A 15913-nucleotide genomic window follows, 5' to 3' on the forward strand; every position below is an offset into this window, starting at 1 on the left:
GTCCTTGGGGTGAGTGGCCCACACCAAAACCTTAAGCTCAGTACGTAGCCTAGTTATGTATTGAGCTTAAGGTTTTTCGACATTCAAATGTGGAAGGTAAAAAGATGGCAAGGTTAAGTTTTAGGCTCACCGTGGAGGGTTTGGCAGACGACACGTTGGTGGTGCGTGAATACCAAGGCGTGGAATCGCTGTCTGATAGCGCGCAAGCGGGCCTGCGTTGCTACGGTTTTCGCTATGAGATAAAACTGGCCAGTCGCCAATCTGGCTTAACGGCGCTGGAGCTGGTGGACAAAACCGCTCAGCTTGAGATGCTGCGTGATGGCCTTGTCGTGCAGCGCGTGCACGGCATTGTGCGCCAGTTCAGTAAAGGCGATATTGGCCATCATCACACCTTTTACTCACTGACCTTAGTCCCGGCATTAGAGCGGCTATCACTGCGCCAAAACAGCCGTATTTTCCAGCTCAAAACCGTTCCCGAAATCCTCTCCATCGTACTGCAAGAAATGGGCATTAACGACTACGCCTTCTCGCTGAAGCGTGAGTGTGCGCAGCGTGAATTCTGCGTGCAGTACCGTGAGACGGATATCGACTTCTTGCACCGCTTAGCCGCCGAAGAAGGCTTGGTGTATCACTTCATTCATGAAGAAGGGAAACACACCCTCTTTTTCAGTGACGACAGCCAAAGCCTGACGAAGCGAGAAACGCCTATCCCTTACAACGTCCTTGCGGGTGGCGTGATGGAGAGCCCTTATGTGTCGCAATTAACGCAACACAGCCAAACCGAAGTGAGCCACAGCGCGCTGCAAGATTACAGCTTTAAAAAGCCGAGCTACTCGTTTGCTCAGCAAGCGCAAGGGCGCGAGATGGATTACCAGCAAGCGACCTACGAACACTTTGATGCACCGGGTCGCTTTAAAGACGACGTCAGCGGCAAAGCCTTTAATCAAATTCGCTTAGAGTACCTACGACGAGAAGCGCGTACTGCGACCGGAAAAAGTAACCATCCTGGCCTGCAAGCGGGCACAAAGTTCGACTTACAAGAGCATCTTGACGACAGCGCGAACCGCGACTGGGTTGTAGTGCAAGTGCATCACCAAGGGCGTCAGCCACAAGCATTGGAAGAAGAGGGCGGCAGTGGTGCGACCACGTACAGCAACCAATTCACGCTCATTCCTGCCGATGTCACGTGGCGTGCGACACCGCAAGCCAAACCTCAAGTGGATGGCCCTTGCATGGCGTTGGTGGTGGGCCCTGATGGCGAAGAAATCTTCTGTGACGAACATGGCCGCGTCAAACTGCATTTCCCGTGGGACAGATATTCCAACGGCGATGAGCACAGCTCGTGCTGGGTGCGCGTCTCACAAGGTTGGGCCGGCAGCCAATACGGCATGATAGCCATTCCGCGCATTGGTCATGAAGTCATCGTCTCGTTTCTCAACGGCGACCCAGACCAACCGATAGTGACAGGCCGTACCTACCATGCGACCAACAAAGCGCCCTACACACTACCGGATAACAAAACCAAAACCGTGCTGCGCAGTGAAACGCACCAAGGAGAAGGGTTTAACGAGCTGAGCTTTGAAGACCAAGCAGCGCAAGAGAAAATCTACCTACACGCGCAAAAAGACTTAGACGCCTTGGTGCTCAATGACGCCACGGCGCACATCAAGCACGACCAGCACCTCACGGTGGATAACGACCAGTTCACGCACGTTAAACATAACCACCACCTCACAGTGGAGGGCGAAAGCCGCGAATCGGTTAAGGGTAGCTGTATATTAATGGTCGATGGTTCCTTGCACGTAAAATCAGGGCAAGTTTGGACTAATGAAAGTGGAGATGAAATCCACATCAAAGCTGGACAAAAAGTGGTGATCGAAGCAGGGTCAGAAATTACCGTGACAGCCGGTGGCAGTTTTGTCAAAGTTGATCCTGCTGGTGTCCATCTTTCTGGGGCGGGCGTTAATTTAAACTCAGGCGGAAGTGCGGGCAGTGGTAGTGGTTTTAGTGGTGATCTACCGTTATTACCTGGTGAGCTTGAACTGCAAAAATCCCCCGCGCCACCTCAAACCATTCTTTACCAAGCGCTATTGCAAGCTGAAGAAGCACGAGTGCCAGCCGTAAAAGTATGCCCATTAGCCGGGGATGCCTAATGTTGAAATCGTGGTTTGAAGCACAGTCAGAGCATCAATATTGGTTGGTTGATCATAAACTTCACAAGCTTGCTTTAGCGCAAAATGGTGGTTTTGGATTTGAGGAAGCCGTGCCTTTATTTTATGGCTCCATGTTTGACTCAGTTATGCCGCTATCACCGTGGCTAATTCCTGTCACTGATATTGTCTTGGAGTTGCCAGAATCGCTCCTTGCTCAGGGACTAGTGTTGTCAAGCCAGGTAAGCACACAAGAAGTTTTGGGTCATCTGCGGAGCTTATTAATTGCCGCATTAGATGGCGAAGAAGTGATGTTTCGTTTTTACGATCGTGATGTGATTATTCCCATACTACGAGCGATGGATGAATCCGAGGTGAATCACTTTTTAGGCAACATCAACCAATTGGTGGCGATTGATCACCATGAAGAAGACGCTCTCATTACCTTCAGTAATACCTCATGCAGTGAATTTGTGCTTCGTCACGGGACTTGGTGGAATATGTTACCTCACCACCTAGCGCCTTTGTACAACGTAAATGTTCATGCCAATTCCTTAGAAAGACGTTGGTGGGAGCTACTGCCGCATCTTTTACAACGCTTAGAATCACCGCAGCAGACGATACTATCAGCCTTGCAATCAGCATTAGAAAAGCAAAATAGCTACGAGGTCGCAGAGCAGCATGCGTTAGTTGCACTCGTCACTGTAACCGATACCGCGCTTGATGATTTATCCCATCCTTTACATTTAACATTGGATGAATTGAAAGAGTTAAAGGCCATTAAGGAGAGCTGGCAATGAGAAGCACAACAGGAGTTAGCCCTTTTTGTGCGCCGTGTGAAAATCGAACGCATTGGATTGAAATTATCATCCGTGATGAGTTCAATAAGCCATTTGAAGGCATCACTGGTACTATCACTGACTCTGCAAAGCATAAATTTCCCGTCGTATTAGGTGAAGCACCTATCTTGCTTAAAACGCTTGCCCCCGGCCCTGTGACGCTCACTCTCGATGCTGAACAATGGTTAAGAGAGTCTCAGGGCAAACTGAGAACACCCAATAATGAAGCCGATCCTACTTTGGATTTTGCCAAGCAATACCAAGACCATTTAGGTAATAGTGCTAGTTTTCTAAATGTAACCAGTGGCGATCTAACCGAATTAACGCCAGAACAAGCTCTACCCGTAAGACACCAAAAAGGCCAAGCGGATGCTTGTAATTTACTGACAGATAAAAGTTATGTCCTTAAAGTGAGAGGATTTAACTTTATTACCTTACGTGTAGGTATATTTTTTGATGGTACGGCCAATAATAGCTACAGTGCGCAGTGGGGGAAAACTCAGTTAGAGAATTACTATCAAACATGGAAAATGAAATACAAGGTTGACTGCGACATTATTTCCAGAAAAACAGGGCGGCTTAAAAACGACATTCCTGCTACTCACTTATCGAGCGAGTGTTTTGATTATCCTAAAAAAGACAATTTTTTTATCTCTTTATTTAAAAATGATGAAGGCGAAGTAGAGACAGTGGCAGGCAGTGCTAGTAATGAACTAACCAATGTGCAGAAGTTGTTTGAACTTTATGAGAAAAATCAATTTTCTGAAAACAGGCTTGCCTATTCTATAGCTGAATATGTTACGGGTATTGGTACGGGAAATAGCACCAATATTGCACCAGCTGATGAATCGGAAATTTTTGGGCAGGGGGCTGGGATAGGTAAATATGGTGTGACCGCTAAAGTCAGTACTTCCATAGAGCAACTGTCAACGTCAATTATAAATATTAAATCAGTCTTTGCTGAAGCAGATCCGAATACCGTTGACGGTTTTAATAAACTGCAGTTTGATGTATTTGGCTTTAGCCGTGGAGCCGCTGCCGCAAGACATTTTATTAATGTAGTACTAGATGGCGAGCAGGGCGAGTTTGCTCAAGCGTTTAGTAAGGCGTGCCAAAAGAGCGGCATTCCCTTAGCTTACGGGTTTGATTGGAGTGAAGCAGATGAGGCTAAAGCCAGCTGTGAGATTACTTTTGCAGGCCTGTTTGATACTGTTGCTTCTGTGGTTGACCTACTCTCTTTTGATTTTTCAACTCATCATGACAATGGTGATGTGAGGTTATGGATTGATCCTCAGCGCGTTCGGCGTGCTGTTCACTTAACCGCCGATCCTAGCATTGAGTGTCGTTATAACTTTAGCCTCAACCATCTTAACTCTGTTGATTCGGTAGATCATTTTCATGAATTTGTCCTTCCAGGAGCCCATTCCGATATTGGTGGTGGTTACCATTCACGCCTGAGCTACAACAACAGTGATTATTTCTTGCCGATCTTAGAGAAAAAGTTGGTGAAGCGTGCGAGCCGCTCTTTCTCTGACCGCTGGGATAAGGATCGCGCCGAGCAATACGTGAGAAGAAAGCTGTCTGAGTATAAGCAACGTGATTTAGCCACCGGTTGGCAGGAAAGTGACTATGTAGAACCAGAAGTTGAGTTTATTGAACAAGGTAAAAAAGAGGGCGGAAGAGTGGTCGGCCGCCTTTATATACAGCGAAAGGTGGAAGGAGAGCTCTCCCGTGTATACCTTAGGTTGATGTATGGTCTAGCCGAGTATCATGGGGTACCAGTGGCCGATGCGGATGGTTTTTTGTGGCAAAACCCTGAAGAATATTTATATATAGTCAAAGATTTTACGTTTCAGCCTGTCGAGCGTTTCTCGTTTAGCCTCGAGCAATTTAGTCAACAGATTCTTGATATGGCAAAGCAAGGGCAATATACCAAGTTAGAGAGTGAATTTGATGCAAAACGTAAACAAGAGTTGATGCAGCTAAACTTATTTCATCATTCGTCGGATGATAGTTTTGCACTCAAACCGCTTTGGGACAAAAGTCAAGGCTGCTATAAGCGCGCCAGCTACCCATGCGAAGAAGGAAAGTAGAATGTATTTAAAAAGTGTATCTGTTTTGTTGATCACGGCATTGTTAAATGCCTGCTCATCGTATGCGGGGCCAATACCAGAGAAGGCATGGAGTGTTAGCGTCTCTATGCCCTCTTTTTACCCTGTTAAAGTGACTCAAGCTTATGGAGTAAATGAGGCGCAAAACTGGACGTCTCCTTTGCATACCTTTTCTCAGTTTATGAGAATCAGTGATCTAAAAAATGTTCAAGGTTGGTTACCTGAATATGATGGTTTTGGGTTGCCTGTTCATAGTTTTGCTATGAATACGCAGGGTGAGCAGGTTGTAAAGATTAAATTACCACCAGATAGTCTTTACTTGTACTGGGTTTCACTTATTAACACTCAGTTTTACGTGACCAAATATACTGTATCTGAAGATGTGAAAAGTTTGATGGCACAAAAAAGTCTTTACCAAAATAGAGATGGTTCATTGGGTAATGTTTGTTATCGCACCGAATTCGTGTTTGGTTTACTGCCCAATGGGCAAGCCAAAGTTTGGTTAAGAGGTTGTGGTACGACCATCTATTTAGCTGAATTAGCACCTGATAAAGTCATGGATCGCGATAGCAATGGTTTTGGTGTGGAAACGTATAAGCAGCCTGGTTCTTCATTAGAGCGTATTCATCAACGCGCAAAAGATGCCGGTGTATTAATTGACCCGATTCCTTGGGATAAAGTGGATAAGGTGTACTCGGCTCAGGAGATTAAGCTACTCCAGAACTAGAGATTGCTTTGAATCAGAGTAGTGATCTGAACGTGCTTGATGCACTACTATAGAGACATTGCTGACTTGAAAAGGAATGACCATGGTTACTGCTCTATATGCATCGATACTTTCAGTATTATTTTTGTGGCTAGCTATTAACGTTATTAAACAGCGTCGGGCTAACCAAGTGAGATATGCCGATGGTGGAGTACCAGCACTGCAATTAGCTCGCAGAGCGCAAGGAAATGCCGCAGAATACATTCCTATTACTTTAATCTTAATGGGGTTATTGGAGTTTAATGGTGCCAGCGTATGGTGGATCCACGGGGTGGGTATTACGTTTATCGTTGGCCGAATTTTACATGCCAGAGCGATTTTAAGTGACCAACTTAAAGGGCGGATTCGTGGTATGAAGCTAACGTTCAGTGCGATGGTTATCTTGATCGTGCTGAATATTATTTACCTTCCTTTTGGCCAAGTATTGGGTTAAGAATGCTATTCATTCACGGCAGGGTGAAGTTTATCTTGATAGGTGGCCAATTCTCGGCGCAAGCCTTTAAATGTGGTAAAGGCACTGTCAGTGGACAGTTTGTTCACTAACCAGTTAGGTAGCGCACCTCCTGGATTAGCGAAGGCAATATAATCGATGTGAGTCATACCATTAGTCAGTTTTTGCAGCGTCCAATGTGCGTTGACTTGAGTGATACGGATGTATCCCGGTTGTTCAGGCAAGTAATTTAGGGCATCCACTATGTCTAAACTTAAACCATTAGGTAGCATTTCAAATTTTGAATAAGTCACCATATCTCTGTTTTTAGCTGGCCATGGTGCCGAGAATTGGGTGTAAACAATATTCTCGGTATCTGAAATTTTTTGCAGCACACGGCTGTTACTCACGTTATCTATCCAGTTTGGTACATGTTCACTGTCATCTAATAGCCGCATAAAAGCGAAATAGCTAGTGGGTACGAACATTTGCGCCCGTATTTGGACTAAGCCATCGCTATGGTGGCGCGAGTAGATCGTAATGCCGTCTTCTGATTTTACCTGTAACCAATCGACCGAAGTCGCTGCCAAACTAGCAACATTGCTCAATAGTAGGCTTAAACCAACTATCCATTTCATCATGGTTCTTTCCTCATTGATGTTGTAGCACGTGGCCTTATTTTTGTCGTGTTGGTTACAAAAAGTGGGTTTAAGAACTGCACTAGCATAAAAACATAAATATATTATGTATACGTTTTGTTTTATTAGTTTTTGTTATGTTTATTAAAAGTTTGCTCAATGTTCAGGTACGGCAATGAAATCTTTAAGATGGTATGAGGTTTGGCTCTGTCTCATCCTATCATGGATTTCTATTCCCGCATGGGCAGCGCCATCCTCAATACACAATAGTCATATCATTCGTATTAGTGCGGGTGAATGGCCGCCGTTTATTGGTCAACACCTTGAAAATAATGGTTTTGTTGCTGAGATTATCCGTAAAGTATTTAAGGATGCCGGCTACGAAGTTGAGTTTCATTTTTTCCCATGGGCGAGAGCATACGCCGAAGCCAAAGCTGGACGTTATGATGCGACTGCCATTTGGATGTTTAACCAAGAGCGGACGGTAGATTTTTATTATAGCGAAGCGGTGAGCGATGAACGCTTCGTGTTTTTTCACCATAAAGAAACCAACTTTCACTGGGAAAGCCTCTATGATCTTAAGGGGTTATATTTAGGAGGTGGCATTGCCTACAGCTATGGTGCCGAGTTAGACAGATTGTTAGAGACGCAGCAAATAAAAATGTCTCGAGTCAATGATCCAAAACAGAACTTCGAACGGCTGGCGAAAAAGCGGATTGATCTCATGCCAGAAGAAATTCATATCGGTTATTACACTCTGGATAAATACTTACCGCAATGGCGAGAAATGATCACGCACCATCCCAAACCTTTTCTCATCAATAATAACTATCTGTTGTTCCCTAAAATGGGTGAACGAAGTGAACAATTGTTGACGCTATTTAATCATGGACTGAAAGAAAGTGGTGTCTCCATGATGGAATGATTCGCTTTTTTTTGAATTGCCCTTCCTTCTTACCTTTCCGCAGTGAATTAAAAGGCGGTTAGATTAAGTTCAGAGACGCGAGCAGGAAGATGCCTAGTGTACAAGTAAACAGTGAAAATACGGTCGTCAATGCAATGATGTTGGCCGCTAAGGTTGCATTTCCTCCCATTGCTCTAGCCATAACATAACTGGCCGCAGCGGTAGGGGATGCACTCATCAAAAAGACTAGCCCGAGCTCTAACCCGCGAAAGCCAAAAAGTAACGCACCCGATGTGATCAATATCGGGGCGAGAATCAGCTTATGGGCAGTGGCAAACCAAGCCGGTGATTTGTCGCTTCTGAGTGAACCTATATTGAGTGAGCCGCCAGTACACAATAGTGCTAATGGTAGTGTCATATTAGCAAAATATTGGCCAGCATCAGTGACCATTTTCGGGATTGGAAGGGATAAGGAATAGCATAAAACACCGAGCAGAATACCAATAATCAGTGGGTTTTTGGTGAGTGTTTTGGCAATTACTCCTGCGGCTTTGAGCCCTGAACTTTCCCCTTTTGGCGTGAGTGTTATCACCGCTTGAATATTATAAAGGATAGTGGTTGCGGCAACGTACATCGCCGCTAATGCTAGCCCAGGTTCGCCATAAGTATTTGCGACATAAGCCAAAGCGATAATAGCGGTATTCGCACGAAACCCGCCTTGGATGATCACGCCGTGATCCAGATGCTGTGGGAACGCTTTTTTGGTGAAAAAAGTCGTGAAAAGAAAAAATAGGAAATTAGCGAGTAGTCCATAGCCAATCAGTGTTGCACTGGAAGAAAAATCGTGCTGTGATTTGACGATGCTAAGAAATAGCATGGCTGGTAAGGTGACTTGGAATACGATGCGTGACGCGACATCGATGAAATTATCGTTGATAACCCTCGTTCGCTTTAGTACAACGCCCAGTACTAACATCAAACAGATAGGCCCTGTAATTGAGGCCGAAAACAAAAGTTGTTCGATAATCGTTGTCATATCAATCCATTGAAGTTGCTCATAGCGTTGCTATTCTTCCACAGTTCCTCATTTTGCAAAATCAAATTTGCAAAAAAGAACGAACGTGCTAAAAATAGCATGGTATGAATTGAGAGTCGGCATAATATGAGCAAAGGTAGAATTACAAGAGAAAATGTACTGAACAAAGCGTTCGAATTAGCCAGTGAAAACGGTTTGGAAAGTCTCACTATCGGTGAGTTGGCAAAACAGTGCGGTTTATCAAAAAGTGGTTTGTTTGCGCATTTTAATGCTAAAGAAAATTTGCAAATTGCAGTATTAGAGCATGCCCATTCTGTGTTTACTGAGCGTGTTATTACGCCGGCTCGCCTGATTGGCGACGAGAATATCGAAGCTAAATTGCGAGTGCTGTTAGAGCACTGGTTAGGTTGGAATCATTCATTCCAAGGCAGTTGTATGTTTTTAGATGCGTGGAAAGATGCCGCAACTTGTGATTGTGCAATTCAAAAAGTACTTAAAAAAACCATCGCGACTTGGATTCATTACTTGCAAATTCAAATTCAAAAAGGGGTTGATAGCGCACAGTTTCATCCGAAATTGGATGTAAAGCAGGCTGCTTATGAGTTGTATGGACTCTATTTAAGTGCTCATTTGTTCTACTCGATCTACGGCCAAATGGAAAGTTATCAACATTTTTGGAAAGGCGTGGGCGATTTAATGTCTCGATGGCGAAATATAGTGAAGCAGCAATGTTAGCTAATTCTCGCTTTTCACAGCGAGAAGAACGAGCCTGCAACAGAGCAGATGCACTTTTATTTAACAAAATCAAATGCTTAACAAAATAAAATTTTTTAATTAGAAATAGTACGAACGTTCTATTTTATCGAGAGGAAGGGCAACTCAGTGAGTGAAAAAATCTATTTCAGCACCTCAAGCACATTCAGTGTGAAACGTACATTGGTCAATATGAGCACTCGTCTTCATCACACGCTCGCACCGTCACATGCCAAAAAAGTTGCACGAAATGTATTGTTGACTCCGGCAAGAAGTAAGCCTCAAAACCTGCCGCCAATTGGCCTGAAAACTGGCCGTGTAATGTGCGTTGAAGGGGCTCTGACGACTTATCAACTCGGAAGTGGTCCCATTTGGTTATTGACTCATGGTTGGTCTGGCACGGCAAGTCAGTTTTATCCACTGATGGAGCATATTGCGGCACGTGGTTATACGGCATTAGCTTATGATCACCCAGCACATGGTCAAAGCGAGGGCGTGTATGGTCACATTCCTGCGTTTGTTGGAGGGTTGGAAGCGATAATCGATAGTATTGACAATGTTGCTGGTATCGTTGGACACAGTATGGGGACGGCCGCCGTATTAGAGTGCCGACATCATAAAATTGAGCATTGTCCAATGCTATTGGTCGCGCCCGTGCTGGATTATTTGGATAATTTATTCAGCAGTGTGGCAAGGTCTGGCTATTCGATGCGCTTATTTGAGGCCGTTGTTGCGGAAGTTGCCGATCAATATCGTTATCCCATTCAATCTATCGATCCTTACCATAAGCTTGCTCAGCGTCAATCTCGCAGCGTCATTGTTCACGATGAGAATGATAAGTTCACCAAATATTCTGTGTCAAAGCAAGCGGCAGAAGAAATCGAGAAAGTGTCACTTATTACCACCCAAAACCAAGGACATGGACGTGTGATGAAAGGTGAACAAGTTAAGTCCGGATTTGATTTGTTGGCAGGAATACCATGCTAAGGTGTTCGTTTTAAGTTAATTTGAAGCCGTAATTGGATGGGCGTAATTTAACCAATAGTTTTCCATTTATTTCAAAGTGTTAAATTGTTAACCATAGTCTTGATAAGGTTAACAATTTCGCAATAATTATTATCTCCTTGTTTGAATATGTGTGATCATATTGTTGCCAGTAGGCCCTCATAAGGAAAAATAATAATGAATAGAAACGATAGTGTCCCTTTACCCTCCAACACCCGAGAATGGTTTTTTAACCGCAACAGCCTTATCATCCTAGCCGATATTGTCCTGTTTTTTGTCCTGTACAATGCCTTACCTGTTGATTCTAATGTCGCTTTGGGCATTAGTATGCTGGCATTTATTGCTGTGCTGTGGTTAACGGAAGCTTTACATGTCACGGTCACTGCCATTCTTGTGCCTATCATGGCCATCGTTTTTGGTGTTTTCAACACCCAAACGGCGCTCAATAACTTTGCTAACTCGATTATCTTCCTATTTTTAGGTGGATTCGCATTGGCTGCTGCTATGCATCGGCAGGGGCTGGATAAAGTTATTGCCGATAAAGTTCTTATCATGGCGCGCGGGAAAATGAGCGTTGCGGTATTCATGTTGTTTGGTGTGACTGCCGCGCTTTCAATGTGGATCAGTAACACCGCCACCGCTGCGATGATGCTACCGCTTGTGCTTGGAGTGCTCAGCAAAGTGGATAAAGACCGTGGTCATTCGACCTATGTTTTTGTGCTGTTAGGTATTGCTTACAGCGCCAGCATTGGTGGTATCGCAACCATCGTAGGAAGCCCTCCTAACGCGATTGCCGCGGCTGAGGTTGGTCTTTCATTTACAGATTGGATGAAATTTGGTGCTCCAACGGCGGCGATTATGCTGCCCATTGCGATTACTATTTTATATTTCGCATTAAAACCGGATCTTAATGGAGAGTTCGAGCTTAATTATGAACCTGTTACTTGGGATAAAGGTAAAGTCGTCACGCTTGGTATTTTCGCATTAACGGTTTTTTGTTGGATATTTAGCAAACCAGTCAATGCCATGCTGGGTGGTTTTGCGAGCTTTGATACTCTGGTTGCGCTGGGTGCGATTGTTTTGGTCAATTTTGCCCGAGTGGTGCACTGGAAAGATGTAGAAAAAACGGCAGATTGGGGGGTATTACTGCTGTTTGGTGGCGGTATTTGCTTGAGCAACGTACTTAAGCAAACGGGAACCAGCGTTTTCCTAGCCAATGAACTAAGTGCCCTGATCTCTCATTTAGGTCTGTTCTTTATTGTATTCGTGATTGCTGTTTTCGTGGTGTTCCTAACGGAATTCGCGAGTAATACAGCCAGTGCAGCGCTGCTTATTCCGGTGTTTGCCAGTGTTGCTGAAGCCTTTGGTATCTCACCCGTGATTCTATCTGTATTGATTGCTATTGCGGCTTCTTGTGCATTTATGTTGCCCGTTGCGACGCCACCCAATGCGATAGTGTTTGCCTCTGGACACATTAAGCAAAGTGAGATGATGCGAGTGGGTATGATGTTAAATATTGCTTGTATTGGCTTGCTGACCATGATTGCGATGCTGTTCTGGTAAGCTAAGCACAAACTACTTCAATACTAATGAGCTCTCAATTCAGAGAGCTCATATTGAGATGTTATTACTGTTGGTTAACGAATTCTTTAAAGCGCGCTTGCGTTTTCTCATCAGCCTTGTTGTACCAAAAATGCAGCATTTCTTCGGCGGCGTTTTGTACATTTCCTGACTGAGCGAGTTCATTTTGCAGCATAGCAACATCCGTCATGCCAATAGCCGCAATACCTCCTGCGCGATTATAGTCATTTGCTTCGCGAATATAGTCACGACCTACTTGGTATCCCTCTTTAAGAAGGCGGTCTTGCTTTATCTCTAGTGATTGACCTGCTTGGTCAATCAGTGACCATTGCATTGTTTTAATCTCTTTCTCTGCTCTATGCGCATCACGGTATTCAGGCATGGCAAAGTTCAGTTTTGCATCCTTTGCGGTGAATGTGGCAATGACTGCATCGCTTTCGATAATCACGCGGTCATTCCCTTGCGTAAAATAGGGTGCGTATTTGAAGACGATTTGTTGTTCACCATCGGCCAGTTCAAGGCTTTTCGCTGAGGAGAATAGACTGCCAGAGGTTTCTGGCTTCTGACCATTCACCGCTAATAAGTTAATGGTGTCTGGAATTTCAAGAGTGATATTAGCCAATACAGAGGCACTAAAGATCATGGTTAATGTACATAAAGCCGGTTTAATTAGGTTCATTATTTTATCCTTGCAAGCAATAGAGTAGAGGTTGCCGATAGTTGGTTGTAAAAGCAAGTTCTCAACGGCATAAGTGACTAATTTTCATTGAAATGTAACATCTTTAGTGCGAGGCATGCGTCATGCATTCGTCAATATTATCAGATCGTTAGTCACGTGATAATGTCATTCTCTTAATTTTAAATTATGCCATTTAGTCTTCTTCAAAGGCCTTAATTAGCGTAAAAAATTAAATTTACCTGCTTTGCTTTGTCAAAATTCTGAATTCCTGACTCAGAATTGCTTTTAAGATGTAACACGGTGAATCCCCATAACAAAATTTTAACGATGACTCGAAAAGCGTTTTTATTTTTTTGCTAAAAAAAATAAGTCTTGTAAATACTGAAATGGATGTTCTTCAATGCCTTATCAGAAGAGCAGCTTGCTTAAATGTAAGTGAAACATTCAGAAATGAGAGATATTAGGTATGAATCGTATTACTTTGTGCGCCGCAAGTATTGCAATGGCTCTTTCGGGCACGGCAATGGCAGCACCAGCAACCCCTAGCGTCGATATCTATGGGTCGAATAATCTACAGTTTTCTAAAGTTGAATTAGCCATGGAAAGCACGGCTGGTTATAACCAAATGGTCAAATATTATGACCAAGCGCCGATTGCCGTTAAGTTTAACCAATGGAGTGGTACAACGGGCAACACGTATAAAATCTATTTTGATGGCGCACAGGTCGCGACAGGCCCAATCACTGGCAGCCAAACCACCGCAAACTTCAGTTATGCACAAGGTGGTGTTTACCAAATGACAATCGAAGCTTGCGACGCGACAGGTTGCAGCAAAAGTGCACCCGTTGAGATAACAATTGCCGATACCGATGGCTCACATCTCAAACCTTTGGTGATGAATATTGATCCCAATAACAAGACTTACACGACCGATAAAGATACGGTGGTTGGAACCTACTTTGTTGAGTGGGGCATCTATGACCGGAAATATACGGTAGATAACATCCCGGCTGATAATCTGACGCATATTCTATACGGCTTCATTCCAATTTGTGGCCCTAACGAATCATTGAAATCCGTTGGTGGAAACAGCTACAACGCGTTGATGACCGCATGTAATGGGGTGAATGATTACGAAGTGGTGATCCATGACCCTTGGGCGGCCTATCAAAAGAGTTTCCCGCAAGCGGGTCACCAATACAGCTCTCCGATCAAGGGCAACTATGCCATGTTGATGGCGCTCAAACAGCGTAATCCAGACCTCAAGATCCTTCCTTCTATTGGTGGCTGGACACTCTCTGACCCATTTTTTGATTTTACCAACAAGGCCAATCGCGATACTTTTGTTGCTTCAGTGAAGAAATTCCTAACCACTTGGAAATTCTACGACGGCGTTGATATCGACTGGGAATATCCCGGTGGTGGTGGTCAAGCGGCGGATCGCGGTGACCCAGTCAATGATGGCCCTGCGTACATTGCGTTAATGCGTGAACTGCGTGCCATGCTTGATGAATTGCAATCGGAAACTGGTCGTACTTATGAGCTCACGTCAGCAATTGGTGTTGGTCATGACAAGATTGAAGATGTTAATTATGGCGAAGCCATTCAATATATGGATTACATCTTTGCCATGACTTATGACTTTTATGGCGGTTGGAATAACGTATTAGGCCACCAAACCGCGCTTTACTGCGGATCATTCATGCGCCCTGGTCAGTGTGATGGGAAAGGAGTAGATGAAAATGGCGAACCTTATAAAGGCCCAGCTTATACGGCGGATAACGGTATCCAGTTACTGCTAGCACAGGGTGTCCCTGCTAATAAGTTAGTCTTAGGTGCGGCTATGTATGGCCGTGGCTGGGAAGGGGTGATGCCGGCTTCATTAAGTGATCCAACCGACCCGATGACAGGGGTAGGTAACGGAAAATTGAAAGGCACTTCCGCGCAAGGCGTGTGGGAAGCGGGTGTGATTGACTATAAAGGCATCAAATCATTCATGTTAGGGGCTAATAATACCGGTATTAATGGCTTTGAATATGGATACGATGCACAAGCTGAAGCACCTTGGGTTTGGAATCGTACAACGGGCCAACTGGTTACTTTTGACGATAACCGTTCAATCAAAGCCAAAGGCGCCTATGCTCGAAACCTTGGTTTGGCCGGGTTGTTCTCTTGGGAGATTGACGCTGATAATGGTGACATCCTAAATGCGATGCATGAAAGCTTAGCAGGAGGAGGTACTACACCCCCCGCGAACCGCGTGCCCACTGCAAATGCAGGTGTTGATCAATCGGTGGTTGGTCCGGTGAGTGTTGTTCTTGATGGCGGTGCATCAAAAGACAGTGATGGCACTATTGTCAGTTACGTGTGGCAGCAAACGGCGGGCACAGCAGTGAGCTTAGTAAACGCTAATTCTGCACGAGCCAGTTTTGACGCGGCCGAAGTGGTACAAGTACAAACGCTGACGTTCAAGTTGACGGTCACAGATAACAAAGGCGCAACGGCTTCTGATGTTGTGACTGTAACGGTCAAACCTAAAGCAACTGAGCCTGTGAACACGCCACCAGTGGCGGTGATTACTGCGCCAAGCAATGCCAGTGCTGGTGAGGTTGTGGTGGTGGACGCTTCCGCTTCAAGTGACGTCGATCAAGACACCTTAACTTTCGTATGGGATGTACCTACAGGCCTAAATGCAACCATTCAAGGTGCGAGTGTTTCGTTTGTTGCTCCTGAGTATACACAAGACACCACGCTAAGCTTCACTGTAACTGTCAGTGATGGTAAAGCGGCGGCCTCTGCAAGTGCATCGCTTATCGTGGCGAAGAAAGATTCTGGTGGTGACACTTGCAGTAACTTGTGGGATAAATCAGCGGTTTATACTGGCGGTCAACAAGTTTCTTGGGCTGGTAAAGTATGGGAAGCCAAGTGGTGGACAACTGGCGAAAACCCATCGACTACTGGTGTGTGGGGAGTATGGAAAGATATTGGCCCTGCGAGTTGCCCAACAAGCTGATTGCTTTA

Annotated in this window: 13 protein-coding genes; 10 read left to right on the forward strand and 3 right to left on the reverse strand. The window is 44.7% G+C overall.

The window, feature by feature from the left end; genetic code table 11:
* Positions 1-104 precede the first annotated feature (104 nt).
* From AACT42_RS17435 to AACT42_RS17455, 5 genes are all read left to right on the forward strand, one after another.
* Positions 105-2153, forward strand: coding sequence for a type VI secretion system Vgr family protein (locus tag AACT42_RS17435; RefSeq protein ID WP_094183026.1), 2049 nt, complete (start codon positions 105-107; stop codon positions 2151-2153).
* A complete protein-coding gene (locus AACT42_RS17440; protein ID WP_094133504.1) occupies positions 2153-2950 on the forward strand; it encodes a DUF4123 domain-containing protein in 798 nt (265 codons plus the stop codon). Before AACT42_RS17435 ends, AACT42_RS17440 begins: the two co-directional genes overlap by 1 nt.
* On the forward strand, positions 2947-5082 hold the full coding sequence (locus AACT42_RS17445; protein WP_094133505.1) for a T6SS phospholipase effector Tle1-like catalytic domain-containing protein: 2136 nt from the start codon (positions 2947-2949) through the stop codon (positions 5080-5082). The genes AACT42_RS17440 and AACT42_RS17445 overlap by 4 nt, the downstream gene beginning before the upstream one ends.
* 1 nt (position 5083) lies before the next feature.
* Positions 5084-5827, forward strand: a complete 744-nt coding sequence (locus tag AACT42_RS17450; protein WP_094133506.1) for a DUF2931 family protein — start codon at positions 5084-5086, stop codon at positions 5825-5827.
* 76 nt (positions 5828-5903) lie between these two features.
* A complete protein-coding gene (locus tag AACT42_RS17455) occupies positions 5904-6299 on the forward strand; it encodes an MAPEG family protein (RefSeq protein WP_094133507.1) in 396 nt (131 codons plus the stop codon).
* A gap of 5 nt (positions 6300-6304) precedes the next feature.
* On the opposite strand, the gene AACT42_RS17460 is transcribed toward AACT42_RS17455, so the two are convergent.
* The gene (locus AACT42_RS17460) at positions 6305-6937 is read right to left on the reverse strand and encodes an START domain-containing protein (RefSeq protein WP_422824440.1); all 633 of its coding nucleotides are present in this window, start codon (positions 6935-6937) and stop codon (positions 6305-6307) included.
* Between the two features lie 172 nt (positions 6938-7109).
* On the opposite strand from AACT42_RS17460, the gene AACT42_RS17465 reads away from it, so the two are divergent.
* Complete coding sequence (locus tag AACT42_RS17465; protein WP_094133508.1) at positions 7110-7859, forward strand: substrate-binding periplasmic protein; 750 nt, start codon at positions 7110-7112, stop codon at positions 7857-7859.
* A 58-nt stretch (positions 7860-7917) separates the two neighbouring features.
* Here AACT42_RS17465 and AACT42_RS17470 read toward each other — a convergent pair whose 3' ends face one another.
* Complete coding sequence (locus AACT42_RS17470) at positions 7918-8874, reverse strand: AEC family transporter (protein WP_094133509.1); 957 nt, start codon at positions 8872-8874, stop codon at positions 7918-7920.
* A gap of 126 nt (positions 8875-9000) precedes the next feature.
* Here AACT42_RS17470 and AACT42_RS17475 point away from each other — a divergent pair, with 126 nt between their 5' ends.
* The 3 genes from AACT42_RS17475 (at position 9001) to AACT42_RS17485 (ending at position 12195) form a co-directional block, all read left to right on the forward strand.
* Positions 9001-9609: a TetR/AcrR family transcriptional regulator gene (locus AACT42_RS17475; protein WP_013868315.1), complete on the forward strand. Its 609-nt coding sequence runs from the start codon at positions 9001-9003 to the stop codon at positions 9607-9609.
* 147 nt (positions 9610-9756) lie between these two features.
* Positions 9757-10614, forward strand: a complete 858-nt coding sequence (locus tag AACT42_RS17480) for an alpha/beta fold hydrolase (protein ID WP_094133510.1) — start codon at positions 9757-9759, stop codon at positions 10612-10614.
* Between the two features lie 195 nt (positions 10615-10809).
* Entirely contained in the window at positions 10810-12195 is a 1386-nt protein-coding gene (locus AACT42_RS17485) for an SLC13 family permease (protein WP_017043564.1), read from the forward strand.
* A 64-nt stretch (positions 12196-12259) separates the two neighbouring features.
* Here AACT42_RS17485 and AACT42_RS17490 read toward each other — a convergent pair whose 3' ends face one another.
* Positions 12260-12883, reverse strand: coding sequence for a DUF2057 family protein (locus AACT42_RS17490; RefSeq protein WP_176429068.1), 624 nt, complete (start codon positions 12881-12883; stop codon positions 12260-12262).
* Between the two features lie 475 nt (positions 12884-13358).
* On the opposite strand from AACT42_RS17490, the gene AACT42_RS17495 reads away from it, so the two are divergent.
* Positions 13359-15905 carry a glycosyl hydrolase family 18 protein gene (locus tag AACT42_RS17495; RefSeq protein ID WP_094133511.1) on the forward strand — a complete coding sequence of 849 codons (2547 nt, stop codon included), beginning with the start codon at positions 13359-13361 and terminating at the stop codon, positions 15903-15905.
* Positions 15906-15913: the final 8 nt, after the last annotated feature.

It is taken from the genome of Vibrio sp. V15_P4S5T153 (assembly GCF_963874485.1).
GTDB lineage: Bacteria > Pseudomonadota > Gammaproteobacteria > Enterobacterales > Vibrionaceae > Vibrio > Vibrio anguillarum.

Bases quoted from the DNA above. Each gene is read 5' to 3' on its own strand.
- AACT42_RS17435 (WP_094183026.1), top strand. From the start codon at position 105: ATGGCAAGGTTAAGTTTTAGGCTCACCGTGGAGGGTTTGGCAGACGAC.
- AACT42_RS17440 (WP_094133504.1), top strand. From the start codon at position 2,153: ATGTTGAAATCGTGGTTTGAAGCACAGTCAGAGCATCAATATTGGTTG.
- AACT42_RS17445 (WP_094133505.1), top strand. From the start codon at position 2,947: ATGAGAAGCACAACAGGAGTTAGCCCTTTTTGTGCGCCGTGTGAAAAT.
- AACT42_RS17450 (WP_094133506.1), top strand. From the start codon at position 5,084: ATGTATTTAAAAAGTGTATCTGTTTTGTTGATCACGGCATTGTTAAAT.
- AACT42_RS17455 (WP_094133507.1), top strand. From the start codon at position 5,904: ATGACCATGGTTACTGCTCTATATGCATCGATACTTTCAGTATTATTT.
- AACT42_RS17460 (WP_422824440.1), bottom strand. From the start codon at position 6,937: ATGATGAAATGGATAGTTGGTTTAAGCCTACTATTGAGCAATGTTGCT.
- AACT42_RS17465 (WP_094133508.1), top strand. From the start codon at position 7,110: ATGAAATCTTTAAGATGGTATGAGGTTTGGCTCTGTCTCATCCTATCA.
- AACT42_RS17470 (WP_094133509.1), bottom strand. From the start codon at position 8,874: ATGACAACGATTATCGAACAACTTTTGTTTTCGGCCTCAATTACAGGG.
- AACT42_RS17475 (WP_013868315.1), top strand. From the start codon at position 9,001: ATGAGCAAAGGTAGAATTACAAGAGAAAATGTACTGAACAAAGCGTTC.
- AACT42_RS17485 (WP_017043564.1), top strand. From the start codon at position 10,810: ATGAATAGAAACGATAGTGTCCCTTTACCCTCCAACACCCGAGAATGG.
- AACT42_RS17495 (WP_094133511.1), top strand. From the start codon at position 13,359: ATGAATCGTATTACTTTGTGCGCCGCAAGTATTGCAATGGCTCTTTCG.